21 protein-coding genes and 1 pseudogene are annotated in these 25,029 nt (G+C 64.1%); 11 read left to right on the plus strand and 11 right to left on the minus strand.

Translation table 11 applies throughout. The features are described from left to right. Positions 1 to 3,450 (minus strand): transcription-repair coupling factor, encoded by a 3,450-nt coding sequence (mfd, locus tag E6B08_RS09080; protein ID WP_136913701.1) that lies wholly within the window; start codon positions 3,448 to 3,450, stop codon positions 1 to 3. Between the two features lie 167 nt (positions 3,451 to 3,617). Between mfd and E6B08_RS09085 the strand changes: the two genes are divergently transcribed. The 3 genes from E6B08_RS09085 to sthA all read left to right on the plus strand — a co-directional run bounded on the left by E6B08_RS09085 (position 3,618) and on the right by sthA (position 7,865). After that, positions 3,618 to 5,081, plus strand: coding sequence for a glyceraldehyde-3-phosphate dehydrogenase (locus E6B08_RS09085; RefSeq protein WP_136913702.1), 1,464 nt, complete (start codon positions 3,618 to 3,620; stop codon positions 5,079 to 5,081). Positions 5,082 to 5,267: 186 nt separating this feature from the next. Then, positions 5,268 to 6,266, plus strand: coding sequence for an FAD:protein FMN transferase (locus E6B08_RS09090; RefSeq protein ID WP_136913703.1), 999 nt, complete (start codon positions 5,268 to 5,270; stop codon positions 6,264 to 6,266). Positions 6,267 to 6,470: 204 nt separating this feature from the next. After that, positions 6,471 to 7,865 carry a Si-specific NAD(P)(+) transhydrogenase gene (gene sthA, locus E6B08_RS09095; RefSeq protein WP_136913704.1) on the plus strand — a complete coding sequence of 465 codons (1,395 nt, stop codon included), beginning with the start codon at positions 6,471 to 6,473 and terminating at the stop codon, positions 7,863 to 7,865. Positions 7,866 to 7,913: 48 nt separating this feature from the next. Here sthA and E6B08_RS09100 read toward each other — a convergent pair. Together E6B08_RS09100 and E6B08_RS09105 are read right to left on the minus strand one after the other, a co-directional pair. Next, positions 7,914 to 8,629 (minus strand): annotated as a pseudogene (locus E6B08_RS09100) (glycerophosphodiester phosphodiesterase). A 30-nt stretch (positions 8,630 to 8,659) separates the two neighbouring features. Beyond that, positions 8,660 to 9,244 (minus strand): PilZ domain-containing protein, encoded by a 585-nt coding sequence (locus E6B08_RS09105; protein WP_136913705.1) that lies wholly within the window; start codon positions 9,242 to 9,244, stop codon positions 8,660 to 8,662. 93 nt (positions 9,245 to 9,337) lie between these two features. On the opposite strand from E6B08_RS09105, the gene E6B08_RS09110 reads away from it, so the two are divergent. Genes E6B08_RS09110 through E6B08_RS09120 form a run of 3 tightly spaced genes read left to right on the plus strand, consistent with a single transcriptional unit; the run spans position 9,338 to position 12,580 of the window. After that, the gene (locus tag E6B08_RS09110) at positions 9,338 to 10,588 is read left to right on the plus strand and encodes a lipoprotein-releasing ABC transporter permease subunit (RefSeq protein ID WP_136913706.1); all 1,251 of its coding nucleotides are present in this window, start codon (positions 9,338 to 9,340) and stop codon (positions 10,586 to 10,588) included. Positions 10,589 to 10,595: 7 nt separating this feature from the next. Next, positions 10,596 to 11,279: a lipoprotein-releasing ABC transporter ATP-binding protein LolD gene (lolD, locus tag E6B08_RS09115; RefSeq protein WP_192938633.1), complete on the plus strand. Its 684-nt coding sequence runs from the start codon at positions 10,596 to 10,598 to the stop codon at positions 11,277 to 11,279. 59 nt (positions 11,280 to 11,338) lie between these two features. Then, on the plus strand, positions 11,339 to 12,580 hold the full coding sequence (locus tag E6B08_RS09120; protein WP_136913708.1) for a lipoprotein-releasing ABC transporter permease subunit: 1,242 nt from the start codon (positions 11,339 to 11,341) through the stop codon (positions 12,578 to 12,580). 159 nt (positions 12,581 to 12,739) lie between these two features. On the opposite strand, the gene E6B08_RS09125 is transcribed toward E6B08_RS09120, so the two are convergent. Beyond that, positions 12,740 to 14,089, minus strand: a complete 1,350-nt coding sequence (locus E6B08_RS09125; protein ID WP_192938634.1) for a heavy metal sensor histidine kinase — start codon at positions 14,087 to 14,089, stop codon at positions 12,740 to 12,742. Beyond that, complete coding sequence (locus E6B08_RS09130) at positions 14,089 to 14,769, minus strand: heavy metal response regulator transcription factor (protein ID WP_136913709.1); 681 nt, start codon at positions 14,767 to 14,769, stop codon at positions 14,089 to 14,091. Before E6B08_RS09130 ends, E6B08_RS09125 begins: the two co-directional genes overlap by 1 nt. A 164-nt stretch (positions 14,770 to 14,933) precedes the next feature. Here E6B08_RS09130 and E6B08_RS09135 point away from each other — a divergent pair, with 164 nt between their 5' ends. Beyond that, on the plus strand, positions 14,934 to 15,437 hold the full coding sequence (locus E6B08_RS09135) for a cupredoxin domain-containing protein (protein ID WP_136913710.1): 504 nt from the start codon (positions 14,934 to 14,936) through the stop codon (positions 15,435 to 15,437). A 68-nt stretch (positions 15,438 to 15,505) separates the two neighbouring features. Next, positions 15,506 to 16,336: an NADPH-dependent 7-cyano-7-deazaguanine reductase QueF gene (gene queF, locus E6B08_RS09140; RefSeq protein ID WP_136913711.1), complete on the plus strand. Its 831-nt coding sequence runs from the start codon at positions 15,506 to 15,508 to the stop codon at positions 16,334 to 16,336. Positions 16,337 to 16,437: 101 nt separating this feature from the next. Here queF and E6B08_RS09145 read toward each other — a convergent pair whose 3' ends face one another. Then, positions 16,438 to 16,701 (minus strand): DUF4404 family protein, encoded by a 264-nt coding sequence (locus tag E6B08_RS09145; RefSeq protein ID WP_136913712.1) that lies wholly within the window; start codon positions 16,699 to 16,701, stop codon positions 16,438 to 16,440. Positions 16,702 to 16,823: 122 nt separating this feature from the next. Then, on the minus strand, positions 16,824 to 17,387 hold the full coding sequence (locus E6B08_RS09150) for a phosphonoacetaldehyde phosphonohydrolase-related protein (RefSeq protein WP_136913713.1): 564 nt from the start codon (positions 17,385 to 17,387) through the stop codon (positions 16,824 to 16,826). A 189-nt stretch (positions 17,388 to 17,576) separates the two neighbouring features. Between E6B08_RS09150 and E6B08_RS09155 the strand changes: the two genes are divergently transcribed. Then, a complete protein-coding gene (locus E6B08_RS09155; RefSeq protein WP_136913714.1) occupies positions 17,577 to 18,284 on the plus strand; it encodes a VacJ family lipoprotein in 708 nt (235 codons plus the stop codon). A gap of 69 nt (positions 18,285 to 18,353) precedes the next feature. Here E6B08_RS09155 and E6B08_RS09160 read toward each other — a convergent pair whose 3' ends face one another. Beyond that, positions 18,354 to 18,653: a PilZ domain-containing protein gene (locus E6B08_RS09160; RefSeq protein WP_136913715.1), complete on the minus strand. Its 300-nt coding sequence runs from the start codon at positions 18,651 to 18,653 to the stop codon at positions 18,354 to 18,356. 270 nt (positions 18,654 to 18,923) lie between these two features. Between E6B08_RS09160 and rssB the strand changes: the two genes are divergently transcribed. Further along, a complete protein-coding gene (rssB, locus tag E6B08_RS09165; RefSeq protein ID WP_136917358.1) occupies positions 18,924 to 20,108 on the plus strand; it encodes a two-component system response regulator RssB in 1,185 nt (394 codons plus the stop codon). Beyond that, a complete protein-coding gene (gene rssC / locus E6B08_RS09170) occupies positions 20,105 to 20,587 on the plus strand; it encodes an anti-sigma factor antagonist RssC (protein ID WP_008099230.1) in 483 nt (160 codons plus the stop codon). The genes rssB and rssC overlap by 4 nt, the downstream gene beginning before the upstream one ends. Before the next feature lie 103 nt (positions 20,588 to 20,690). On the opposite strand, the gene E6B08_RS09175 is transcribed toward rssC, so the two are convergent. From E6B08_RS09175 to dusA, 3 genes are all read right to left on the minus strand, one after another. Beyond that, positions 20,691 to 22,562 carry an alkaline phosphatase D family protein gene (locus E6B08_RS09175; protein WP_136917359.1) on the minus strand — a complete coding sequence of 624 codons (1,872 nt, stop codon included), beginning with the start codon at positions 22,560 to 22,562 and terminating at the stop codon, positions 20,691 to 20,693. A gap of 197 nt (positions 22,563 to 22,759) precedes the next feature. After that, the gene (tal, locus tag E6B08_RS09180; RefSeq protein WP_136913716.1) at positions 22,760 to 23,686 is read right to left on the minus strand and encodes a transaldolase; all 927 of its coding nucleotides are present in this window, start codon (positions 23,684 to 23,686) and stop codon (positions 22,760 to 22,762) included. 120 nt (positions 23,687 to 23,806) lie between these two features. After that, positions 23,807 to 24,817, minus strand: coding sequence for a tRNA dihydrouridine(20/20a) synthase DusA (dusA, locus tag E6B08_RS09185; protein ID WP_136913717.1), 1,011 nt, complete (start codon positions 24,815 to 24,817; stop codon positions 23,807 to 23,809). Positions 24,818 to 25,029 lie beyond the last annotated feature (212 nt).

Consider the following 25,029-nt stretch of genomic DNA (forward strand, 5'->3'; position numbering starts at 1 on the left):
TTAGGCAGGCTGTGGGGTCAGGCGCTCGAACAGCGCCTCCAGGGTATTGAAGCGTTCGTCGGGGCGTTCCATCGGCACCAGGAAGCGGAACTGGGTCGCACCCTCGAACTTGTAGCGTTTGGGCTGGCCCTGGATCAGCTTGATCAGGGTCAGTGGATCGACCGGGGTCTCGGCCTCGAATTCGAGCTTGCCGCCATTGGGGCCGGCATCGACTTTCTTGATGCCGAGCTTTTCCGCCTGCAGCTTGAGCGACGTCAGGCGCATCAGGTTCTTGGTCGGCTCGGGCAGCAGGCCGAAGCGGTCGATCATCTCCACCTGCAGGTCCTTGAGGCCTTCTTCGTCGGCCGCCGAGGCGATGCGTTTATACAGAATCAGGCGCGCATGCACATCGGGCAGATAGTCCTCGGGAATCAGCGCCGGCAGGCGCAGGTTGATTTCCGGACCGCCGCCCAGCGGTTGTTCGAGGTTCGGCTGGGTGCCCTTGCGAATGGCCTTGACTGCGCGTTCGAGCATTTCCATGTACAGGGTGAAGCCCACGGCCTGGATCTGACCGCTCTGGCCTTCGCCGAGCAGTTCCCCGGCGCCACGGATCTCCAGGTCGTTGGTCGCCAGCACGAAGCCTGCGCCCAGGTCCTGGGTGTTGGCGATGGCCTCCAGGCGCTTCTCGGCATCGCTGCTGACCTTCTGCCGGGTGGGTGTCAGCAGGTAGGCATAGGCCTGGTGGTGGCTGCGCCCGACCCGGCCGCGCAGCTGGTGCAATTGCGCCAGGCCGAACTTGTCGGCGCGCTCGATGACGATGGTGTTGGCGCTCGGCACGTCGATGCCGGTTTCGATGATGGTCGAGGCCACCAGCACGTTGAAGCGCTTGTGGTAGAAGTCGCTCATCACCTGTTCCAGCTCGCGCTCGCGCATCTGCCCGTGGCCGATGCCGATGCGCGCTTCGGGAACCAGTTCGGCCAGTTCGGCGGCGCACTTCTCGATGGTTTTCACGTCGTTGTGCAGGTAGTACACCTGGCCGCCACGCAGCAGCTCACGCAGCAGCGCTTCCTTGACCGTGCTCTTGTTCTGCTCCATGACGAAGGTGCGCACCGACAGCCGGCGCGCCGGCGGCGTGGCGATGATCGACAGGTCGCGCATGCCCGCCACAGCCATGTTCAGGGTGCGCGGAATCGGCGTGGCGGTTAGGGTGAGGATGTCCACTTCGCTGCGCAGGGCCTTGAGCTGCTCCTTCTGGCGCACGCCGAAGCGGTGCTCCTCGTCGATGATGGCCAGGCCCAGATCCTTGAAGCGCACGTCGTCCTGCAGCAGCTTGTGGGTGCCGATGAGGATGTCGATCTTGCCTTCGGCGAGGTCGGCGGCGGCAGCGGCGACTTCCTTGGCGGACTTGAAGCGGCTCATCACCTCGACTTTCACCGGCCACTCGGCGAAGCGGTCGCGGAAGCTGTTGTAGTGCTGCTGGGCGAGCAGGGTCGTCGGCACCAGTACCGCCACCTGGCGACCGCTGTGCACGGCGATGAAGGCGGCGCGCATGGCCACTTCGGTCTTGCCGAAGCCGACGTCACCGCAAACCAGGCGGTCCATGGGCTTGGGCGCGAGCATGTCGACCCGTACGGCCTCGATGGCGGCCTGTTGGTCGGGGGTTTCCTCGAACGGGAAGCCGGCACTGAAGGTTGCGTAGTCGGCAGCCGGGTCGGCGAACGCATAGCCCTTGCGCGCGGCGCGGCGGGCATAGATGTCGAGCAGTTCGGCGGCCACGTCGCGCACCTGTTCGGCGGCCTTGCGCTTGGCCTTCTGCCAGGCCTCGGAGCCGAGCCGGTGCAGCGGTGCCAGGGCATCGTCGCTGCCGGTGTAGCGGGCGATCAGGTGCAGGTTGGCCACCGGCACGTAGAGCTTGGCCCCCTCGGCGTATTCCAGGGTAAGGAACTCGGCGGCCTGGCCGTCGATTTCCAGGGTGGCCAGGCCCAGGTAGCGGCCCACGCCATGGTCGATGTGCACCACCGGCGCGCCTTCGCGCAGCTCGGTGAGGTTCTTGATGACCGCGTCGTTGGCTGCCTCGCCGCGTTTTTCACGGCGCCGGCGCTGCATCACGCGCTGGCCGAACAGCGGGCTCTCGGCGACCAGGGCGATGGCCGGATCGTCCAGCACCAGGCCGTCGTCGAGCGGCGCGATGGTGATCGCCAGGCGCTCGCTGCCGGTGATGAAGTCGGCCCAGCCGTCCACCGTCTGTGGGCGCAGCTTGAGACGCTCGAGCAGCTCCAGCAGCACCTCGCGGCGCCCGGCCGATTCGGCGGTGAACAGCACGCGCCCGGCGAACTGGTCGAGGAAACCGGCCAGCTCGGCCAGTGGCTGGTTGGCCTTGGCCTCGATCGCCAGGTTGGGCAGGGCGCGTGCGGGGAAGCTTTCGCGGCCCGCGCCAGGCTCGACCGGCTCGGCGCTGACCACCACGCGGGGCCATTGCTTGAGCTGGGCGAAGCAGTCTTCCACCGGCAGGAACAGCTCGGCAGGCGGCAGCAGTGGTCGGGTCAGGTCGCCGCGGCGTTCTTCATAGCGCCCACGCACGTCGTTCCAGAAGTGCTCGGCGGCTTGTTCCACGCCTGGCAGCGAGAACACCTGGGTGTCGCTCGGCAGGTAGTCGAACAGGGTCGAGGTTTCTTCGAAGAACAGCGGCAGGTAGTACTCGATGCCGGCGGGGATGATGCCGCTGGCAAGGTCCTGGAATATCGCGCTGCGGCGAAAATCCACGTCGAAGCGCTCGCGAAAGCGAGCCTTGAAGCGTGTGACTTCTTCCTTCTGCATGGGGAACTCGCGCGCCGGCAGCAGGCGCACCGAGTCGACCTTGTCGATCGAACGCTGGGTCTCCGGATCGAAGGTACGCAGGGTCTCGATCTCGTCGTCGAACAGGTCGATGCGGTAGGGCAGCTTGCTGCCCATCGGGAACAGGTCGATCAGGGCGCCGCGCACGGCGAACTCGCCGTGCTCGTAGACGGTGTCGACGCAGCGGTAGCCACTGGCCTCCAGGCGCGAGCGCATGAGCTCGACGTCGATCCGCTGGCCCACGTCCAGCACCAGGCTGCTGCCCAGCAGGAAGCGCGTCGGCGCCAGCCGGTGCAGGGCGGTGGTGATCGGCACCACGAGAATGCCGTGGCTCAACTCAGGCAACTGGTAAAGGCTGGCGATGCGCTGCGAGATGATGTCCTGGTGCGGCGAGAACAGGTCGTAGGGCAGGGTTTCCCAGTCGGGGAAAGGCAGCACCGGCAGCTGCGGGGCAAAGAACCGCAGCTCCTGTTCGAGGCGGTCGGCGGCCTGGCTGTCGGCGGTCAGCAACAGGGTGAAGCGGCCGGCGCTGCTGGCGGCTTCTGCGATGGCAAGGCTGAGGGCTGCACCAGGCAGGTTGCCCCAGGTTTGTTTGCCGGCCGTGGCCGACATTTTCGGTAGGCGCAGAACTGACACGGGAGATTGGACTCCAAGCGTTGCGGCAAAGAGACCGATTGTACCGGTGCCGGGGTCCGCTGTCAGGTTGCAAAGGCTTTGGCAGTAGGGCGCGGCGCTGGCGACAGGCGCTCATTGCCGGTTACGCGCCGGGGCGTCATAATGTAGCCCCTTTTTTCTGTCCCTACATGTGGAAGGTTCCCGTGACTCAGAAGCCCGACCAGTGTCTTGGTGAGTGGATCGACCGTGAAGCTCTTGCTGAAGCGATGATCCCGCTTATCGGTCAGCTCTACCGCAACAACAACGTGGTGAGCTCGATTTATGGCCGCAGCCTGATCAACCGTTCGGTTATCTCGATTCTCAAGGCTCACCGCTTTGCGCGTCATCGCCAGACCGATGAGACCGAACTGTCCGTTCACGAAACATTCCCCCTGATCAAGGCCATGAGCGAGCTGAAGCTCGGTGCCGCCTCGGTCGACCTGGGCAAGCTCGCCAACAAATTCAAGCTCGAAGGCAACGGCCGCAGCGCCGAGCAGTTCGTGCGTGACGAACTGGCCGACGTGGTTGGCCAGCAAAACGCCTCGGCCCGCAAGGGTACCGACGTCGTGCTGTACGGCTTCGGTCGCATCGGCCGCCTGTTGGCGCGCATCCTGATCGAGAAGACCGGTGGTGGCGACGGCCTGCGCCTGCGTGCCATCGTCGTGCGCAAGGGGGCCGAAAACGACCTGGTCAAGCGCGCCAGCCTGCTGCGTCGTGACTCGGTACACGGCCCGTTCGACGGCACCATCACCGTCGACGAAGCCAACAACACCATCACCGCCAACGGCAACCTGATCCAGGTCATCTACGCCAAGAGCCCAAGCGAAGTCGACTACACCCAGTACGGCATCGAAAACGCGCTGATCGTCGATAACACCGGTGTCTGGCGTGACGCCGACGGCCTGGGCCAGCACCTGGCCTGCCCAGGTGCCGGCCGCGTGATCCTCACCGCACCTGGCAAGGGTGCGCTGAAGAACATCGTGCACGGCATCAACCATGGTGAGATCAGCGCCGATGACAAGATCATCTCCGCCGCATCCTGCACCACCAACGCCATCGTGCCTGTGCTCAAGGCGGTCAATGACAAGTTCGGCATCGTCAACGGCCACGTCGAAACCGTTCACTCGTTCACCAACGACCAGAACCTGATCGACAACTTCCACAAGGGCAGCCGTCGTGGCCGCGCCGCGCCGCTGAACATGGTCATCACCGAGACCGGTGCCGCCACCGCCGCCGCCAAGGCGCTGCCGGTGCTCAAGGGCAAGTTGACCGGCAACGCCATTCGCGTGCCGACGCCGAACGTCTCGATGGCGATCCTCAACCTGAACCTGGAAAACGCCACCAGCCGCGACGAGATCAACGAGTACCTGCGCCAGGCGGCCATGCACTCGGAACTGCACAAGCAGATCGACTACGTCAGCTCCCAGGAAGTGGTCTCCACCGACTTCGTCGGTTCGCGCCACGCCGGTGTGGTCGATGCCGAGGCGACCATCTGCAACGACAACCGCGTTGTCCTGTACGTCTGGTACGACAACGAATTCGGTTACAGCTGCCAGGTGGTACGCGTGATGGAAGAGATGGCCGGTGTGAACCCGCCAGCGTTTCCACGCTGATTCGCTTGTAAGGCAATGAAAAAACGGGAACCTTCGGGTTCCCGTTTTTTTTAGTGTGCCTGGACGGGCCTCTTCGCGGGTAAACCCGCTCCTACAGGTATTTCACAGGTCCCAGGAGCGGTGATATCCCTGTAGGAGCGGGTTTACCCGCGAAGAAGCCCGTCCAGGCAATCGAGACCCCGACCCTTGCGCATAACCCTCCTGTTCATCCTGATGCTCCTCACCGCCTGCAACCAGGGCCCCACCCTGGAGCGCCTCGGCGGCCCGACCATGGGCAGCAGTTACAGCATCCAGTACGTGCGCGAACCCGGTGGCCCTTCGCCGGCCAAGGTACAGGCGGCAGTCGAAACCATTCTTCACGGCATCGACCAGCACTACTCGACCTACCGCGCCGACTCCATCGTCAGCCAGTTCAACCAGCTCCCGGCCAACCAGTGCCAGGCAATGCCGCCCGACATGCTCGAACTGGTCGCCCTCGGCCAGCACCTGGCGCATCAGAGCGGCGGGGCATTCGACCTCACCGTCGAGCCGCTGCTCGACCTCTGGGGCTTCGGTCCCCAGGCGCGCCACGAGCAGGTGCCCGACCTGCAGTCCCTGGCCAAGGCCCGCCAGCGCGTTGGCTACCAGCACCTGCGTATCGACGGCCAGGCCTTGTGCAAGGACGCCCCGGTGGAGCTCGACTTCAATAGCATCGCCGCCGGCCACGCCGTCGACCTCATCAGCGAACGCCTGCGCGCCATGGGAATCGCCAACTTTCTCGCCGAAGCCACTGGCGAGCTCAAGGCGGTGGGCCACAAGCCCGACGGTAGCCCATGGCGCGTGGCCCTGGAACTGCCCCGCGAAGACCGCCAGGTGGCTCGCCAGATCATTGCCCTGAACGGCCTCGCGGTGTCGACCTCGGGTGACTATCGGCACTATTTCGAGGAGAATGGCCGGCGCTATTCGCATACCTTCGACGCACGCCTCGGGCGCCCCGTCATGCACGACCTGGCCTCGGTCACCGTGCTCGATGCCTCGGCGCTGCAGGCGGACGGCTACTCGACCCTGTTGCTGATCCTCGGTCCGGAGCGTGGCTGGGATTTCGCCCTGGCCCACGGCCTGGCGGCGGTACTGGTGACTCGGGTCGAGGGTGGCTTCGTCTCCCGATCTACGCCTGCGTTCGAACGGGCGGTGCAAGGCGAGTGAATGCGCAAGGACACAACATCGACGCCAGGGACGGGCGAATGGACATGTAGTGCAGGCAAAATTGGCCTACGACGCGACCAAGGGTTAATGTGCGCGGCGTTCACGCTTGATTAGACTGCACCTGAATTTTCTCATGGCGCTGCGGCGGCATGATCGAGCCCCGCGGGCGACCGTGGCCCGCGGGCCAGTTCTGAAGGAGTACGCATGGCTGTCTACAACTACGACGTAGTGGTGCTGGGTTCTGGCCCGGCCGGAGAAGGCGCGGCAATGAATGCCGCGAAAGCGGGACGCAAGGTGGCAATGGTCGACAGCCGCCGTCAGGTCGGCGGCAACTGCACCCACCTGGGCACCATCCCGTCCAAGGCACTGCGTCACTCGGTGCGGCAGATCATGCAGTTCAACACCAACCCGATGTTCCGGGCCATCGGTGAGCCGCGCTGGTTCTCCTTCCCCGACGTGCTCAAGAGCGCCGAGAAGGTGATTTCCAAGCAGGTGGCCTCGCGCACCGGCTACTACGCCCGCAACCGCGTCGACGTGTTCGTCGGCACGGGCAGCTTCGCCGACGAGCAGACCATCGAAGTGGTCTGCGCCAACGGTGTGGTCGAACGCCTGAACGCCAAGCACATCATCATCGCCACCGGTTCGCGCCCCTACCGCCCGGCCGACATCGACTTCAACCACCCGCGCGTCTATGACAGCGACACCATCCTCAGCCTCAGCCACACCCCACGCAAGCTGATCGTCTATGGCGCTGGCGTGATCGGTTGCGAATACGCCTCGATCTTCAGCGGCCTGGGCGTGCTGGTGGAGCTGGTCGACAACCGCGGTCAGCTGTTGAGCTTCCTGGATTCGGAAATCTCCCAGGCGCTGAGCTACCACTTCAGCAACAACAACATCACCGTGCGCCACAACGAGGAGTACGAGCGTGTCGAAGGCCTGGACAATGGTGTGATCCTGCACCTGAAGTCGGGCAAGAAGATCAAGGCCGACGCCCTGCTGTGGTGTAACGGCCGTACCGGCAACACCGACAAGCTGGGCCTGGAGAACATCGGCATCAAGGTCAACAGCCGTGGCCAGATCGACGTCGACAACGCCTACCGCACCAGCGTGCCGAACATCTACGGCGCCGGTGACGTGATCGGCTGGCCGAGCCTGGCGAGTGCCGCCCACGACCAGGGTCGCTCGGCAGCAGGCAGCATCGTCGACAACGGCAGCTGGCGCTTCGTCGATGACGTGCCGACCGGTATCTACACCATTCCGGAGATCAGCTCGATCGGCAAGAACGAGCAGGAGCTGACCCAGGCCAAGGTGCCTTACGAAGTGGGCAAGGCCTTCTTCAAGAGCATGGCCCGTGCGCAGATCGCCGGCGAGCCGCAAGGCATGCTGAAGATCCTGTTCCACCGCGAAACCCTGGAAATCCTCGGCGTGCACTGCTTCGGCTACCAGGCTTCGGAGATCGTCCACATCGGTCAGGCGATCATGAACCAGCCGGGTGAGCAGAACAATTTGAAGTACTTCGTCAACACCACCTTCAACTACCCGACCATGGCCGAGGCCTATCGGGTAGCTGCCTACGACGGCCTGAACCGGCTTTTTTGAGCGGCTCCGGCCGGTGGCCTGAGCCGGTCGGGGAGACCGATTTCAGCCCTACCCGAGGGTGGTCTTGGCCAAACCGGGAAAGTCTGTAATCAGGCTGTCCACGCCAAAGTCGGCGAGTCGGCGCATCAGCGCCGGCTCGTTGACCGTCCACACCGACACATGCAGACCCTGGCGCTGGGCCTTGATCAGGCGCTCGGGGGTGCAGAGCGTCCAGTTCAGCGCCAGCAGCTTGCAGTCGTAGTTCTGCGCCACCTTCAGCGGGTCGAGCCAGGCGTATTCGGCGACCAGCCCGCGGGCCACGTCCGGTACCAGCTCTTGCGCTGCGCCCAGCACCTCACGTGAGCTCGAGGTGATGGTGACCTTGTCGAGCAGGCCGTACTGCTGGGCCAGTTCGCGGATCGCCAGCACCGTGGTCGCGGCGCGGGTGCGCGAAGCGCTCTTGACCTCCAGCTGCCAGTGCTCGAAGTCGCATTTCTCGAACAGCTCTTCCAGCCGTGGGATAGGGCAGGGCTGCACCCAGCCCGGGCCGCCCTTGCGGGCATCGATGGTCACCAGGTCGGCCGCCGGATGTTCGACCACCTTGCCACGCCGGCCAGTGGTGCGCTTGAGCGTCGGGTCGTGGATCACCATCAGTTCGTTGTCGGCCGACAGGTGCAGGTCCAGTTCACAGCGGTTGACGCCATGGGACAGGCAGTGACGGAAACTGTTCAGGGTGTTTTCGGGGCTTCGCCCTTGGCGCCGCGGTGGCCGTAGATCAGGGTCACGTTCGTTCCTTCAAATCAGATGAATAGGGCTCAGGACGCGGGGTCGTCATTTTCCAGCTGCTGGCGCCTTTGCTGTTGCTGGCGCTGCAGGATATAGCGCGCCAGCAACTGGCGCTGGGCGTCGGTCATCTCGGTGAACTGGGCGCCGACCTCGAAACGGCCATCGGCGCGCGCGTCGCAGTGAATGACGCGGGCACGCAGCAACAGGCCATGGGCGCGGGGCATCAATACCATTTTCACCTTCACCAGCGTGCCGGGAGCGATGGCCTGGGACTGGGCGCATTCGATGCCGCCTTCGGAAATCACCACCGGCTGCGGCTCGCCGATCGTGCCGAGCAGGGTCTGCGCAACCACTGCGCTTAGCAGGTCGAGGCGTTTGTTCTGCGCGCGCAAGAACGCCGCGAGGGTGCGGTCCTTGTCGCTCAACTGGCGCAGCAGGTGTTGTGACTCGAAATCGCTGAGGTGCAGTTCACTGAGCAGGTTGAACAGTGGTGAATCATCCTGCAACAGTTCTGCTTCGAGGGATTCGGCCGCGCTCAAGGGGCTGATTTCCAGTGCGATCCTATCGTCGATGCGGTAGTATTCGCGGCGATCTTCTTCGTCTAATGTCGTCATGGCGAACCCATGGTAGCGGCGGTGGTCCGAGTGTAAAGCCGCCATAGGCGCCTCGCCACAAGGACGTTCCCTTTCATCCGAACAAGCCCCGACATGTTCAGACCTCTTTTCGCATTCATCGGTACGCGTTACACCCGTGCCAAGCGTCGCAATCACTTCGTCTCGTTCATTTCCCTGACCTCGATGATCGGCCTCGCCCTGGGCGTGGTGGTGATGATCGTGGTGTTGTCGGTGATGAATGGCTTCGACCACGAGATGCGTACCCGCGTGCTTGGCATGATCCCTCACGCCACGTTGGAGAGCGGTCAGCCGATCAACGACTGGCCGGCCCTCGCCCAACAAGTAAAGCAGAATCCGCACGTGCTGGCGGTGGCGCCCTATACCCAGATGCAGGGCCTGCTGACCCATGACGGCAAGGTGCAGAAGGTCTTGCTCAACGGCATCGACCCGGCGCGCGAGCGCGACGTCTCGATCATCGACAACTTCACCCTGCAGGGCGGCCTGGACAAGCTGGCGCCAGGTGAGTGGGGCATCATGATCGGCGACAAGGCCGCGGCCAAGTTGGGCGTCGCCATCGGCGACAAGCTGACCTTCGTCGCCCCGGAGGTCAGCGTCACGCCAGCGGGCATGTTCCCGCGCATGAAGCGCTTCACCGTGGTCGGCACGTTCCATGTGGGAGCCGGCGAAATCGACGGCTACCTGGGGCTGACCAACATTACCGACCTGTCGCGCCTGCACCGCTGGAAAGCCGACCAGGTCCAGGGCCTGCGCCTGAAGTTCGACGACCTGTTCCAGGCGCCGCGAGTCGCCTGGGACATCGCCCAGCGCCTGGGTGACCAGGAGTACTACAGCCGCGACTGGACCCGTACCCACGGCAACCTGTACCAGGCGATCCGCATGGAAAAGGCCATGATCGGCCTGTTGCTGCTGCTGATCGTCGCGGTGGCGGCGTTCAACATCATTTCCACCCTGGTGATGGTCGTAAACGACAAGCGCGGCGACATCGCCATCCTGCGCACGCTGGGTGCCACCCCGGGTCAGATCATGCTGATCTTCATGGTCCAGGGTACCGTGATCGGGGTGATCGGCACATTGATCGGCGCCGTGGTCGGCATTCTCGCCGCGCTCAACGTGAGCGCTGCCATTGCCGGCATCGAGAAGCTGATCGGGCACAAGTTCCTCAACGCCGACGTGTATTTCATCGATTACCTGCCGTCGCAGATCCAGGCCCAGGACGTCTACATGGTCTGCGGTGCGGCGCTGGTCCTGAGTTTCCTCGCCACCCTGTACCCGGCCTGGCGTGCGGCCCGCACCCAGCCTGCAGAGGCGCTACGTTATGAGTGATTCGCGCATGAGTGATAAAGCCGTTCTGAGTTGCCGCAACCTGGGCAAGTCCTACGACGAGGGCCCGGAATCGGTGCAGGTGCTGTCGGGCCTCAACCTTGAATTGCTCCCCGGCGAGCGGGTGGCCATCGTCGGGACTTCGGGTTCGGGCAAGAGTACCTTGCTCAACCTGCTTGGCGGCCTCGACCGGCCGACCCAGGGCAGTGTCTGGCTGGCAGGCGAAGAACTGTCGGCACTGGGCGAGCGCGCCCGTGGCCTGCTGCGCAATCGTGAACTGGGCTTCGTCTATCAGTTCCATCACTTGTTGCCAGAGTTCACCGCCATCGAGAACGTGTGCATGCCGCTGCTGATCGGCCGCACGCCGATTCCCGAGGCCCGCGAGCGTGCCGAAGCGCTGCTCAAGCGCGTGGGGCTGGGCCATCGCCTGAACCACAAGCCGGCCGAGCTCTCCGGTGGCGAGCGTCAGCGTGTGGCCATCGCCCGCGCCCTGGTCAACCGCCCTGGGCTGGTGATGCTCGACGAGCCGACCGGCAACCTCGACCACCATACCGCCCAAGGCATCCAGGAATTGATGCAGGAGCTGTCCAGTGCCTCGCGCACGGCGTTCCTGGTGGTGACCCACGACCTCAACCTGGCGCGCCAGATGGACCGGGTGTTGAAGCTCGACGACGGTCACCTGGTCGCGATCTGACCGATTGCACGGGGCGCACTGCGTAGCCCCGTTCCTTTTACACTGTGGGTGTTTCGTACATGTTCAGACCCTTGCCCATCTTCATCGGCGCACGCTACACCCGGGCCAAGCGCCGCAACCACTTCATCTCGTTCATCTCGATGACCTCGATGATCGGCCTGTCGCTGGGCGTGCTGGCGATGATCGTGGTGCTGTCGGTGATGAACGGCTTCCAGCGCGAGATGAGTTCGCGCATCCTCGGCCTGGTGCCGCACGCCAGCATCCTCGGTGAGCAGCCGCTGGCCGACTGGCGCCAGGTGGCCGATGCCGCGCTGAAGAACCCGGCGGTGATGGCGGCGGCGCCGATCACCGAGATGGAGGGCATGCTCTCGTACAAGGGGGCGATGCAGCCGATCCAGGTCAGTGGTATCGACCCAGCCGAGGAAGACCAGGTCTCCATCGTTGGCCAGCACATCGTCCAAGGGCGCCTGGAGGCGTTGGTCCCGGGTGAGTACGGGGTGGTGATCGGCGAGCTGACGGCGCGGCGCTTTCGCCTGAACACGGGCGACAAGCTGACCTTGATCGTGCCGGAAATCAGCAAGGCGCCAGGCGGCATCACGCCTCGCATGCAGCGCCTGACCGTGGTCGGTATCTTCAAGGTGGGCGCCGAGCTCGATGGCTCCCAGGCCTACATCCACGTCGCCGATGCCGGTGAGATGCAGCGCTGGGCGCCAGGCCAGGTCCAGGGCGTGCGCCTGAAGCTGCATGACCTGTATGCCGCGCCGCAGGTGTCCAAGGCGATTGCCGCGAGCCTCGGTGATGGCTACCGCGCCGATGACTGGTCGCACACCCAGGGCAGCCTGTTCAGCGCCATGAAGATGGAAAAGACCATGATCGGCCTGCTGCTGCTGATGATCATCGCGGTGGCGGCGTTCAACATCATCGCCACCCTGGTGATGGTGGTGAACGACAAGGGGCCGGACATTGCCATCCTGCGTACGTTGGGCGCGACGCCGGCGCAGATCATGGGCACGTTCATGGTCCAGGGCAGCCTGATCGGCATCGTCGGAACCTTGATCGGCGGTGTGCTCGGGGTGATCGCCGCGCTCAATGTCAGCCAGATCGTCGGTTGGCTGGAGCGGGTGAGTGGGCAGCATATCTTTACGTCGGACGTGTATTTCATCAGTAGCCTGCCTTCGGAGCTGCAGGGTAGCGATGTGCTGATGATCTGCGTGGCCGGCCTGGTGATGAGCTTCCTGGCGACCATCTACCCGGCGTACCGGGCCTCGCAGGTGCAGCCGGCGATCGGCCTGGCGGTCTGAGCAACAGACCATGTGGGAGCGGCCTTGTGTCGCGAAAGGGCCGCATAGCGGCCCCTAGGTAAGCGGCGAAGTGAAGATTGCCGGGGCCGCTGCGCGGCCCTTTCGCGACACAAGGCCGCTCCCACACACACACACACCGCGACTCTTGCAGTGGCAGTGTCAGTGCCGCTCCGGCAACTCGATCACGAACCGCGTCCAGCCGTCCTCGCATTCGGCCCGGATACTCCCGCCATGGGCCTGCACGATCGAGCGGGTGATCGCCAATCCCAACCCGGCATGTTCGCTACCGCTCGCCCGGCGTGCAGGGTCTGCCCGGTAGAAGCGGTCGAACAGGCGCGGTATCGCGTCGGCATCGATCCCGGCACCGTTGTTGGCTACGCAGACCTGAGCGCCTGGCGCCACGCTCACGCGAATCTGCCCTCCCGGCGGGGTGTGGCGCAGCGCATTGTCGAGCAGGTTGGATAGCGCCCGGCGCAACATATGCCGGTCACCCCGGAGCGTCGCCTCGCCCTCGCGCAGCAACTGCACTTCGCCGTCTTCGGCCAGCGGCGCGTAGTACTCCAGTAGCGCATCCACTTCCTCGTGCAGGGCCAGCGTCGACTGCCCAGGCTCCAGCAGGCCGTGGTCCGCTTTGGCCAGGAACAGCATGTCATTGACCATCTGCGCCATCCATTGCAGCTCCTCGAGGTTGCCATGCAGCGCTTCGCGGTAGTCCTCAAGGCTGCGTGGGCGGGTGAGGGTGACCTGGGTGTGGGTCAGCAGGTTCGACAGGGGGGTACGCAGTTCGTGGGCGATGTCGGCGGAAAACGCCGAGAGCCGCTGAAAGGCATCGTCCAGGCGCTGGAGCATGGCATTGACGGTGTTGGCCAGCTCGGCCAGCTCCTCAGGCATCTGGGCCTCGGGCAAGCGCGTAGTGAGCGAGCGGGCCGAGACACTGGCCGCCACCTGGCCCATCTGCCGCAGCGGCCTTAATCCGCGGCGCGCCGCCCAGGCGCCGAGCAGCGCGGTGGCCAGTGCCGACAGGCCGACGGTGAGCCAGATCAGGCGCTGCATGCCTTGGAGGAAGTGTTGGTGGTGGGTGATGTCGAGAAACAGGGTCAGACGCGGCGATTGCGCGGTGTCGGCGCTCAGTGGCTCGGCCAGGCTGCGATAGTCGACGCCGTCGGCATGCGAGGTTGCAAGGCCGGTTGTGGAGGGCGATGGCGGGAGGGCCGGGCGGCTGTCGAACCAGGTCGTGCCATCGCTGGCGCTGATGCGCAGCCCGAGGTCTGCCTGGTGGTCAAGCTCGTTGCGCAGTGCCGGCAGGCGCGTGGGCAGGTCGGCTGGATGTTGCAGGCCGACGAGCTGGCTGCGCAGCAACGACAGGCGCGACGCCAGCAGTTGTTGGTCAAGTTCGATGAAGTGCTGGGCGCTGGCGTGGCTGAACAGCAGCCCTGCACCCAGCGAAACAGCGGCAGTGCAGGCGGCGAACAGCAGTGCCAGGCGGCTGCCGAGGGAGAGCTTGGGCATCAGTCGTGGCGCTCCTCGAGCACGTAACCCATGCCGCGCACGGTGTGGATCAGCTTGTTCGGGTGCGGATCGTCGATCTTCAGCCGCAGACGACGTACGGCGACTTCGATCACGTTGGTGTCGCTGTCGAAGTTCATGTCCCACACCTGCGAGGCGATCAGCGACTTGGGCAACACCTCGCCCTGGCGGCGAAGCAGCAGTTCGAGCAGGGCGAACTCCTTGGCGGTCAGGTCGATGCGCTGCCCGGCGCGTTCGGCGCGGCGGCGGATCAGGTCCAGGCGCAGGTCGGCCAGCGTCAGGATGGTTTCCTGGCTGGTGCCAGTGCCTCGGCGCAGCAGCGTGCGCACCCTGGCCAGCAGCTCGGAAAAGGCGAAGGGTTTGATCAGGTAGTCGTCGGCACCCAGCTCCAGACCGTGCACGCGGTCTTCCACGGCGTCGCGAGCGGTGAGGAACAGCACCGGGGTGTCCAGGCCGGCCTGGCGCACGGCTTGGAGAATCTGCCAGCCGTTGCGTCCAGGCAGCATCACGTCGAGGATCAGCAGGTCATGGTCGCCATTGAGTGCCAGGTGCTGGCCGGTGTCGCCATCGGCGGCGAGTTCGGTGGCAAAACCGGCCTCGCTGAGGCCTTGGCACAGGTATTGGCCAGTGCGAGCCTGGTCTTCGACGATCAGCAGTTTCATGAAAGGATACGGCTCCCACTGGCGTAGTGGTGGTCTCGGGATTGAAATGATACGTGACGATGCGTCCCTTCGCCCAAGCTGACAAAGTTGTAATCTGCTTGTCAGCCAGGCGCCAGCGGCGCCTATCTAGAGTGGCTTCACCCGCTTTTCTGTTCGGAGCAACCATGAAACATCTGTTCGTCGCCGCCACCCTGGCTTTCGCCAGCCTGCCTACCTGGGCCGGTGAGGCGGCATCGTTCGCCTTCGGCGAGCCTGCCCCGGCCAGCAAGGCCACCCGTACCGTAGAAGTGCACATGAAGGACATCGCCTTCGAACCACGCGCCCTGGAGGTCAAGGCCGGCGAAACCGTGCGCTTCGTGCTCATCAACGAGGGCAAGCTGCCCCATGAATTCAACCTCGGCGACAAGGCCATGCATGCCGAGCATCAGAAGCAGATGATCGCCATGCAGGGCAAGCTGTTCAGTGGCCAGATGAACCACGAAGGCATGGACCATGGCCAGAGGGAGCATGGCGCCCATGGCCACGATACGGGCAATACGGTGCTGGTTCAGCCCGGCCAGCGTGCAGAACTGACCTGGACCTTCCGCAAGTCGGCGCCCATCGAGTTCGCCTGCAACGTACCCGGGCATTACCAGGCCGGTATGGTCGGGCCACTGACCATCGAGTGAACGGCGCTCCAAGGCGGGAAGCAAAACCGGTAGACTAGGGGCAATTTCGAACCTTCAGGTCAGTTTCCATGCATCCCGCTGCCGAACACTCCCCGCTGGGCAAGTCCAGCGAATACATCGCCACCTACACGCCTGCGCTGCTGTTCCCGATTCCGCGCACGGCCAAGTGGGCCGAGCTGGGCGTTACCGCCCAGACCCTGCCGTGGCAGGGCGTCGACTACTGGAACTGCTTCGAGCTGTCGTGGCTGCTGCCGTCGGGCAAACCGGTGGTGGCCATCGGTGAGTTCGCCATCCCGGCCGATTCGCCGAACATCATCGAGTCGAAGTCGTTCAAGCTGTACCTCAACTCCCTGAACCAGACCGTGTTCGCGTCCATCGGCGAATTGCAGGCGTGCCTGGAGAAGGACCTGTCGGCTGCCGCTGGCAAGTCGGTCGGTGTACATGTGCGTACCCTGGCAGAGGTCGAGGCGCAGGGCGTGGTGGCGTTGCCGGGGCAGTGCATCGATGCGCTTGACGTGGCCGTCAGCAACTACGAGCAGCCACAGCCCGAGTTGCTGCGCTGCAGCCCCGAGCGCGTGGTGGAAGAGACCCTGCACAGCCACTTGCTGAAATCCAACTGCCCGGTCACCGGCCAACCGGACTGGGGCAGCGTGGTGGTGGAGTACAAAGGCAGGGCGCTGGACCCTGCCAGCCTGCTGACCTACCTGATCAGCTTCCGTCAGCATGCCGACTTCCACGAGCAGTGCGTGGAGCGGATCTACCTGGACTTGAAGAACCTGCTGCAGCCGGAGTACCTGACGGTGTATGCGCGTTATGTGCGCCGCGGCGGGCTGGATATCAATCCGTACCGCAGCACCGGGGCGATCAGTCCGGCTAATCTGCGCCTGGTTCGACAGTAATTAGTTGAGGGTCGTTGTACGGCCCAATCGCCGGCGAGCCCGCTCCTACATCACCACCTGTAGGAGCCGGCTTGCCGGCGATTGGATCGGGCAGCGGTGCGTCAGATGCCCATGCTGTGCAGCGAATTGGCAATGCTGCGCAGGGTGGCGGTCAGGTCGGGATGGTCGGCCTCGAAGCGCTCGATGGCCATGTTTACCCCGTCCACCAGGTTGTTGTCCGGCGTGGCTTCCTCGAGCTTGAGCTGCGCCTCGATTTGCCTGGCCTCCTCATGCAGGGCGGCCAGTTCTTCATCCGAAAGCGGCACGTTTCGATCCAGTTGCTCGCGCAGGCTATTCAAACGCTCTTGCAGTTCGCGGGCAGGCATTGGTAATTCTCCATCAATGACTTGGCAAGCCATGGACCTCAGCGAAGCTGCAAAGGTTCTGGCGTGCTTTCAGCGTAATCCACTCGCAGGCGCTTTGCATGATCCGTATCAACGGGGCTGTATCAGGGTTTTTCGCCCTTGCGCCGGCGCTGGGCGATGTCCGCCAGGCAAGTGTCCAGCGCCTCGAGGTGGTCGATCACCGAGTGCACCCCGAGGCGAAATAGCGCCAGGGTCGCCTTGCCGCGTGCCAGCTCCTGGTCTTGCGGGGTCATGGCTTGCCAGGCGCTGGAAGCGTGGTCGCAGGATGGGCTGCAGGCCGCAAGGCCGACCGTCCACAGCCCGGCATTGAGGCCCGACTGCAACAGCCGGGGTTCGCCGCTGACCAGCACGCACCCGTCCAGGCGCTGGCTGTCCAGGCGCATCAAGGCTTGCCAGCAGGCGTTCGGCGCCGGCCAGCGCACACCGTTGACGCTATGCCCCGGCAACCATTGCGGCAGCACGCTGGCCAGGCGCTGGCTTTGCGCACTCGCCAGCTCGTCCAGCCAGATGCATGGCACCTGCCGCTGGCGCAGCCCGCTCAGCGTCTCCAAGGCGCCTGGGGCGGGCAGGGGGCTGCCGTTGGCGGCCTGGACCAGGCAACCACGCAGGCCGAACAGCACAGCGGTGAAGGCGGGCGCGTCGTGCATGGCAACTTTCCTGAAATACTCCGCAGGCTATTACGCGATTGTTACGAGGCGATGACGGCGAAGCGTCTTCACGGAATATTGATCAATGATGTGCAAAGCTGCGTATTAGCCCGCAAGCCTTTATACTTGCCGCCGTATAGCGGCGCGCCAGCGCGCGTCGCGGCCGAGAATTTCGATGGAGAGACATCTATGCGTAGGATCGGTGCCGGTGTGATCGAGCGAGTCACCCAGGCCTGTGTTTGTGCCAGCCTGCTGCTGGCACCTGTGGCAGCCACCCAGGCGGCCACCGAGGAGGATCCTTGGGAGGTGGTCAACCGACCGATCTTCAAGTTCAACGATACCCTCGACACCTATGCCTTGAAGCCTCTGGCCAAGGGTTACCAGGCGGTGACCCCGCAGTTCCTGGAGGATGGTATCCATAACATCTTCCGCAACCTGGGCGATGTCACCAACCTCGCCAACGACGTGCTGCAGCTCAAGCCCCATGCAGCGGGCGTGGACACCGCGCGGCTGATCGTCAACACCACCTTCGGCCTGGGCGGCTTCTTCGACGTGGGCACCAAGATGGGCCTGCAGCGCAACGACGAAGACTTCGGCCAGACCCTCGGCTACTGGGGGCTGCCAAGCGGTCCGTACGTGGTGATTCCGCTGCTGGGCCCGAGCACCGTGCGTGACGGCTTGGCCAAGTACACGGATACCTACACCAAGCCCTACCGCTATATCGACCATGTGCCGACGCGCAACTCGATCTTCGCGCTCGACGTGATCGACACCCGCGCCAGCCTGCTGCCGGCGGAGAAGCTGATCCAGGGCGACAAGTACATCTTCATCCGCAACGCCTACCTGCAAAACCGCGAGTTCAAGGTCAAGGACGGCGAAGTCGAAGACGACTTCTGATCTGCCCGCCCCATCGTCGGCTCGCCGACGATGGGGCCTTGGCAGGCAACCGATACTTCCAGTTACAGATCAATGCATCGCCAGGATACGCAGGCCGAATTTCTGCTGCCCGCCCGGCTGGTCGGCGATCCACACCACCTCGGTGCTGGTATGCAGCCCTTTGAGGGCCGGGTGGTCGGAGTCGATGCGCGCTTCCAGGTGATCGCCCACCTGGAAGCGCTGCGGCGCATGCACCTGCATGCCGCCGCTGGAGAGGTCCAGGCACACCGCGGCAATCACCTGGCCGGCATGCAGCAGGCTGATCTGGGTATCGATGCGCATGCGGATGAAATCGCGTTTCTCGCTGTGGTTGGAGGGCGTCTGGGGCATGCTGCGTCCTTCCCATCGGTTAGCGCTGGTGGGCTTTCTTATAACTCCCGGCGATTTGCCCTGTAAAGTGCACCGAACTCGACCGACGTATGCTTGAAACGCCTGCCGGATGGGAGTACCGTCTGCGCCTTACAAGGTGCCTCTGCCGGTTGCCTGGCCCGTCTTCTTGGCCTACAACTCAAGTAGAGTGTTACTACAGAGTATCCCAGCAGTTGGATGTCCGCCTTGCGCACGCCCCTGCACCAACCCAAATCGGCGCCGTTCGCCCACATGCAGAAAATCAGTGCAACGCTGCTGATCATCGATGATGACGACGTGGTCCGTGCAAGCCTCGCCGCCTATCTGGAAGACAGTGGCTTCAGCGTCCTCCAGGCCGGTAACGGCCAGCAGGGGCTCCAGGTCTTCGAAGAACACCAGCCCGACCTCGTGATCTGCGATCTGCGCATGCCGCAGATGGGCGGCCTCGAACTGATCCGCCAGATCAGCGAGCGCGCGCCGCAGTTACCGGTGATCGTGGTCTCCGGTGCCGGTGTGATGAGCGACGCGGTGGAAGCCTTGCGCCTCGGTGCTGCCGACTACCTGATCAAGCCGCTGGAAGACCTGGCCGTGCTCGAGCACTCGGTACGTCGGGCCCTCGACCGCTCGCGCCTGGTGCTGGAAAACCAGCGCTACCGCGACAAGCTCGAGGCCGCCAACCGCGAGCTGGAAGCCAGCCTGCACCTGTTGCAGGAGGACCAGACCGCGGGGCGCCAGGTGCAGATGAACATGCTGCCGGAGAGCCCCTGGACCGTAGGCGGGTTTGACTTCGAGCACCAGATCATCCCGTCGCTGTACCTGTCGGGCGACTTTACCGACTACTTCCGTGTGGATGAGCGGCGCATCGCCTTCTACCTCGCGGACGTGTCCGGGCATGGTGCATCGTCGGCGTTCGTCACCGTGCTGCTGAAGTTCATGACCACCCGGCTGTTGTTCGAATTCAAGCGCAGCGGCAAGATGCGCGAATTCAAGCCCTCGCAAGTGCTCAACCACATCAACCGTGGGCTGATCAACTGCAAGCTGGGCAAGCATGTGACCATGGTTGGCGGCGTCATCGACGAAGAAACCGGCCTGCTGACCTACGCCGTGGGCGGCCATTTGCCGCTGCCGGTGCTGTATACCCCTGGCCAGGCCCGTTACCTCGAGGGCCGTGGCCTGCCGGTGGGGTTGTTCGACGAGGCCGTGTACCAAGACCAGGTCATCGAATTGCCCGAGCAGTTCAGCCTGAGCCTGGCGTCCGATGGCATCCTGGACCTTTTGCCAGGGGATACGCTCAAAGATAAAGAGGCCGCCTTGCCGGACATCGTCAAGGCTGCGGGTGGTAGCCTGGATGGGCTGCGACAACGTTTTGGATTGGCTACGCTTGGGGAGATGCCGGATGATATCGCCCTATTGGTGTTGAGCAGGAACCTTCAATGAGTACCGGTAGAATCCAGTTCGCCGAGCAGAGCGGTACCTTCGTACTGAAATTCGTCGGTGAAGTGCGCCTGACCTTGTGTTCGGCGCTGGATGCCACGATCGAGAAGATCTTCACTGCGTTGAATTTCTCGGCGATCGTCATCGACCTGACCGAAACCGAAAGCATCGACAGCACGACGCTGGGCCTGCTGGCCAAGCTGTCTATCCTGTCACGGCAGAAGGTCGGCCTGCTGCCCACCGTGGTCACCACCAACCCGGACATCTCGCGCCTGCTGCAATCGATGGGCTTCGACCAGGTGTTCAACATCGTCGACCGCCCGGTGCCGTGCCCGGAATGCCTGACCGATCTGCCGTCGCAAGACCAGAACGAGGATGTGGTGCGGTCCAAGGTGCTGGAGGCGCACAAGATCCTCATGGGCTTGAACGACTCCAACCGGGAAGCGTTCCATGACCTGGTCAGTGCGCTCGAGCGTACCTGATCGGTAGTCTGTACCGGCCTCTTCGCTACAGGTTCACCACAACCCCTGTAGGAGCGGGTTCACCCGCGAAAGGGCCGGCAAACACCCTACACATCCCGCCGAATCACTCCGGCTTCACGAACGCCGTCGCTTCCCGCCCATCCGCATTCAACTGATACACCCGCGCCGGCCGCCCCTGCTCATCGAAAAATACCTGTCCCAACCCCGCACCGTTCCACAGCCGCTCTCCGGCCTGGCTATGGCTGGGCGTCCTCGGCACCACTTCCATCTGTCGACGCTTGGTAAACCAGTTCAACGGCGAGCGCGGCGAGTACAGCCAGCGGTTCAAGCGGTCCAGCACATCCAGCAGACGCCGTGGAAACTCGTTCTTGATCCCGCTGCTGGTCACCTGCCACAGGTGCGGGCTGCGCTGTCGATGGCGGATCAGCACCTCGTAGACGAACGAGTAATGCACATCCCCGGACAAGATCACGTAATGCCCCGGCGTGCGTGAATGGCGGAAGATATTGAGAATGACCTGCGCCGCCCCGCGGTGGGCCATCCAGTTTTCCGCATCCACCAGCAGCGGGTAGCCGAGCCAACTGAACACCCGCTGCACGGTTTCGATCAGCTTGACCCCGAAGATCGGTGCCGGCGATACGATCACCGCCGAAGGGTGGTCGAGCAGCGCCTGTTGCAGTTCGGTCAGCGCCTCCCAGTCCAGCAGCCCAGAGGGCTTGGCCAGGTCGCTTTCACTGCGCCAGCGACGGGTGCGGGTGTCGAGCACCAGCAGGGGCGGGGCGGTCGGTAATGAGAACTGCCAACCCTGGAAGCCCAGCAGGGCATCGATCAGTGCATCCTGCCCCTCGCGCTCCAGAGGGGTGGCCGCCAGTACACGGTAGTGCTCTACCAGTGGCTGGCAGCTGTCCGGGTCGTTGCCCCACGCCTGGCACAGCAAGTAGCCCAGCAAGGCGTTGCCGATGATCCGCCGTGAGAACGCGTGGCCGTAGGCGGTTTCTTCCCACTGCGCCGAGAGGTTCCAGTCGTCGGTGATGTCATGGTCGTCGAAGATCATCAGGCATGGCAGATGGGCCATCACCCGGGCGACCGGGCCAAGATCGGCGGAGAAGCCCTCTATCAGCGGTAGTTCCTGGCGATATCGCGCCTGTTGCTCGCGGCTCAGGCCCGCCGGCATGTCCAGGCTCACCAGGCGCCAGGGTGTGGGCGACCAGACCAGCAGGTACATGGCCATGACCTCGGCGAAGGTCACCAGGTGATTGTCGGCGTTGCTGGACGAGAAGATCGGCTTGCGCTTGCCGCCGAAGAAGCGCTCGCGCAGGCCTTCGTTGCGGTCCTGGGCGGGCAGCAGGTCGGCACGGTGGTAGTAACAGGCGGGGTGGCTGTACAACTCGGCGCTGTTGGCTACCCGCGCGCCTTGCAGGTGCTCCTCGAACAGCCCCAGGCGGGCGATCAGCGCATGGATGGCCCGCAGCATCGGCCCCGCGACGTCATCGGCGTAGACCTGGTCGCCGCTCATCATCAGCAGTGCCGGGCGCTGTTCTGGCCGTTCACAGGCCTGCAGCAAGCGGTCGGCGCAGAGCAGGCCGTCTCGCGCAGGGTGATGCGGTTTGCGGCATGAGCCGTGGAGCAACTGGTCGAGGCGCCCCCGCAGCACGAAACTGGGGCGTTGCTGGCCAGGATAGAGCAAGTGTGGCGCCCAGTCGGCGATGCCCTGGCCCGCGAAGTGCACGTCGTAGTCGATGGCGACATCGCGGGGCAGGGGCCGGCCGAAATGCACGTCGAGCAGGTGGACGAAGGCATGCTCGCCAATCGGCAACGTCTGGCAATGCACCTCGGGCGTGGTCTGAGGAAGGTCAATGCTGAGCGTGGGCGGCTCGGGCTGCGTGGCGACCAGCCAGATGGCCAGGCGCTGCGGCTCCAGGCGGCGTAGCACTGGGCCGGCGAGAACGAGGGGCAAAGGTGTGGAGAAGGTCATCGACAGCTCTGGTGGCGTGGTGGGCCATTCGCGGGGCAAGTCGGGGCGCCGAACCGCCGCTCCCACAGATATAGCGCCGTTTTCTGTAGGAGCCGGCTTGCCGGCGAATGGCCGTCAGATGCTGAACGCATCGTGCACAAACAAAACGGGCGGAAAATGCTGAACATTTTCCGCCCGTCAGGCAAACCCGATGTGTATCAGGCTTTGTCAGCCATCAGCTTTTCCAGCTTCTCTTGGTCCCGCGCGAACTGGCGAATACCTTCGGCCAGCTTGTCGGTGGCCATGGCATCCTCGTTCATCGCCCAACGGAACTGGCTTTCGTTGAGGATCTGCTTGGCTTCACCGGCATTGCCTGGCTTGAGCACTCGCGGCAGCTCGCCCTGATCGTCGCTCAGTTGTTGCAGCAGCTCAGGGCTGATGGTCAGGCGGTCGCAGCCGGCCAACTGTTCGATCTGGCCGATGTTGCGGAAGCTGGCGCCCATGACCACGGTGTCGTAGCCATTGGTCTTGTAGTAGTCGTAGATGCGCGTAACCGACTGCACGCCCGGGTCGTCGGCGCCCACGTACTCCTGGCCGGTGCTTTTCTTGTACCAGTCGTAGATACGGCCCACGAACGGCGAAATCAGGAACACCCCAGCATCGGCGCAGGCCTGGGCCTGGGCGAAGGAGAACAGCAGGGTGAGGTTGGTCTGGATGCCTTCTTTTTCCAGCTTCTCGGCGGCGCGGATGCCTTCCCAGGTCGAGGCCAGCTTGATCAGCACGCGGTCGCGGCCGATACCGGCTTTTTCGTATTGCTCGATCAGTTGGCGGGCCTTGCTCAACAGGGCGGGTTCGTCGAAGGACAGGCGCGCATCCACCTCGGTGGAAATGCGCCCCGGGATGACCTTGAGAATGCCCGCGCCCACGGCCACGGCAAATTTGTCACAGGCCAGGTCGACGTTGCCCTTGGCATCGCTTTTCACCTGCTTGAGCAGGTCGGCGTAGCCAGGAATGGCGGCTGCCTTGAGCAACAGGGACGGGTTGGTGGTGGCATCGACCGGCTTGAGGCGGGTAATGGCGTCCAGGTCCCCGGTGTCGGCGACCACGGTGGTGAACTGCTTGAGTTGTTCCAGCTTGGAGGTCATGGGCGTGCTCTGTCCTGTGCAATGATTCGACCTTACCCGAGCCCCGGCGGCCACTCAAGGGCCAGCACGGGGCCGGGCTAGGGAGTGAGGTTTCGAGTCGAAAGCGCGCCCGTGGTTCCGTCAGCGCCCCTGTAGCAACTCGGCTGCCTGATCGAACACCACCAGCGGCTCCGGCGCCTTGTGGATGTCCGCCGACAGCAACTGGCGGAACCGCCGCGCCCCCGGGAAGCCTTGGCCCAGCCCGAGGATATGGCGAGTGATGTGGTGCATGGCGCCACCGCTTTGCAGGTGGGCGACGATGTACGGTCGCAGCTGTTCCAGCGCTTCGCTGCGGGTGACCACGGCGGCGTCGCTGGCGAACAGCTGCTGGTCCACTTCGGCCAGCAGATAGGGATTATGGTACGCCTCGCGGCCCAACATCACCCCATCGAAGGTTTCAAGATGTGCCTGGCATTCGGCCAAGGTCTTGATGCCGCCGTTGAGGACGATTTCCAGGTCGGGAAAGTCCGTTTTCAACTGTGCGGCAACGTCATAGCGCAGTGGCGGGATTTCGCGATTTTCCTTGGGCGAAAGGCCTTCGAGGATGGCGATTCGCGCATGTACGGTAAAGCTGCGGCAGCCGGCCTCGCGGACTTGGCCCACGAAGTCGCACAGTTCGGCGTAGCTGTCGCGGCCGTTGATGCCGATGCGATGCTTGACCGTGATCGGTGTGGAGACCGCGTCGCGCATGGCCTTCACGCAGTCGGCCACCAGCGCCGGGTGGGCCATGAGGCAGGCGCCGATCATGTTGTTCTGCACGCGGTCGCTGGGGCAGCCGACATTGAGGTTGACCTCGTCGTACCCCGCTTGCTCGGCCAGCCGCGCACAGGCCGCGAGATCCGCCGGCACGCTGCCGCCCAGTTGCAGGGCCAGCGGGTGCTCGGAAACATCGTGGCGCAGAAAACGCTGGGCGTCGTTGTGGAGCAGGGCGCCGGTGGTGACCATTTCGGTGTAGAGCAGGGTGTGTTTGGACAGCAGGCGCAGGAAGTAGCGGCAGTGGCGGTCTGTCCAGTCCATCATAGGTGCAACGGAGAACCTCCGGTTAACCGGATCGGCGACGTTTGCAGGGTTTTCTGCTTGTTTCGGGTGCATTTCGGTTCTCTCGTTTACTGCCGTGTGCTGCGGTTTTTTGCTACATGGCCACGTGAGTTGCACAAATCAGGCAACGAGACTGGGTGATGTAGCAACCATCGAGGTAGAGCCATCCCGGTTTGCAGAGGCAAGCAGGGGCTGCGGCGTTTACCGTGCAGGTGGGAAAAGGGTGCGGCAGTTTATCAGGAAAGCCTGCTTTAGGCCTGCACGGC

Source organism: Pseudomonas putida (genome assembly GCF_005080685.1).
GTDB classification, from domain to species: Bacteria; Pseudomonadota; Gammaproteobacteria; order Pseudomonadales; family Pseudomonadaceae; genus Aquipseudomonas; species Aquipseudomonas putida_V.

Bases quoted from the DNA above. Each gene is read 5' to 3' on its own strand.
- sthA (WP_136913704.1), top strand. From the start codon at position 6,471: ATGGCTGTCTACAACTACGACGTAGTGGTGCTGGGTTCTGGCCCGGCC.
- queF (WP_136913711.1), top strand. From the start codon at position 15,506: ATGCATCCCGCTGCCGAACACTCCCCGCTGGGCAAGTCCAGCGAATAC.
- E6B08_RS09130 (WP_136913709.1), bottom strand. From the start codon at position 14,769: ATGAAACTGCTGATCGTCGAAGACCAGGCTCGCACTGGCCAATACCTG.
- E6B08_RS09085 (WP_136913702.1), top strand. From the start codon at position 3,618: ATGTGGAAGGTTCCCGTGACTCAGAAGCCCGACCAGTGTCTTGGTGAG.
- E6B08_RS09150 (WP_136913713.1), bottom strand. From the start codon at position 17,387: ATGCACGACGCGCCCGCCTTCACCGCTGTGCTGTTCGGCCTGCGTGGT.
- E6B08_RS09145 (WP_136913712.1), bottom strand. From the start codon at position 16,701: ATGCCTGCCCGCGAACTGCAAGAGCGTTTGAATAGCCTGCGCGAGCAA.
- E6B08_RS09160 (WP_136913715.1), bottom strand. From the start codon at position 18,653: ATGCCCCAGACGCCCTCCAACCACAGCGAGAAACGCGATTTCATCCGC.
- E6B08_RS09120 (WP_136913708.1), top strand. From the start codon at position 11,339: ATGTTCAGACCCTTGCCCATCTTCATCGGCGCACGCTACACCCGGGCC.
- rssC (WP_008099230.1), top strand. From the start codon at position 20,105: ATGAGTACCGGTAGAATCCAGTTCGCCGAGCAGAGCGGTACCTTCGTA.
- E6B08_RS09155 (WP_136913714.1), top strand. From the start codon at position 17,577: ATGCGTAGGATCGGTGCCGGTGTGATCGAGCGAGTCACCCAGGCCTGT.
- E6B08_RS09175 (WP_136917359.1), bottom strand. From the start codon at position 22,562: ATGACCTTCTCCACACCTTTGCCCCTCGTTCTCGCCGGCCCAGTGCTA.
- dusA (WP_136913717.1), bottom strand. From the start codon at position 24,817: ATGCACCCGAAACAAGCAGAAAACCCTGCAAACGTCGCCGATCCGGTT.
- E6B08_RS09125 (WP_192938634.1), bottom strand. From the start codon at position 14,089: ATGCCCAAGCTCTCCCTCGGCAGCCGCCTGGCACTGCTGTTCGCCGCC.
- E6B08_RS09135 (WP_136913710.1), top strand. From the start codon at position 14,934: ATGAAACATCTGTTCGTCGCCGCCACCCTGGCTTTCGCCAGCCTGCCT.
- rssB (WP_136917358.1), top strand. From the start codon at position 18,924: ATGCAGAAAATCAGTGCAACGCTGCTGATCATCGATGATGACGACGTG.
- E6B08_RS09110 (WP_136913706.1), top strand. From the start codon at position 9,338: ATGTTCAGACCTCTTTTCGCATTCATCGGTACGCGTTACACCCGTGCC.
- tal (WP_136913716.1), bottom strand. From the start codon at position 23,686: ATGACCTCCAAGCTGGAACAACTCAAGCAGTTCACCACCGTGGTCGCC.
- lolD (WP_192938633.1), top strand. From the start codon at position 10,596: ATGAGTGATAAAGCCGTTCTGAGTTGCCGCAACCTGGGCAAGTCCTAC.
- E6B08_RS09105 (WP_136913705.1), bottom strand. From the start codon at position 9,244: ATGACGACATTAGACGAAGAAGATCGCCGCGAATACTACCGCATCGAC.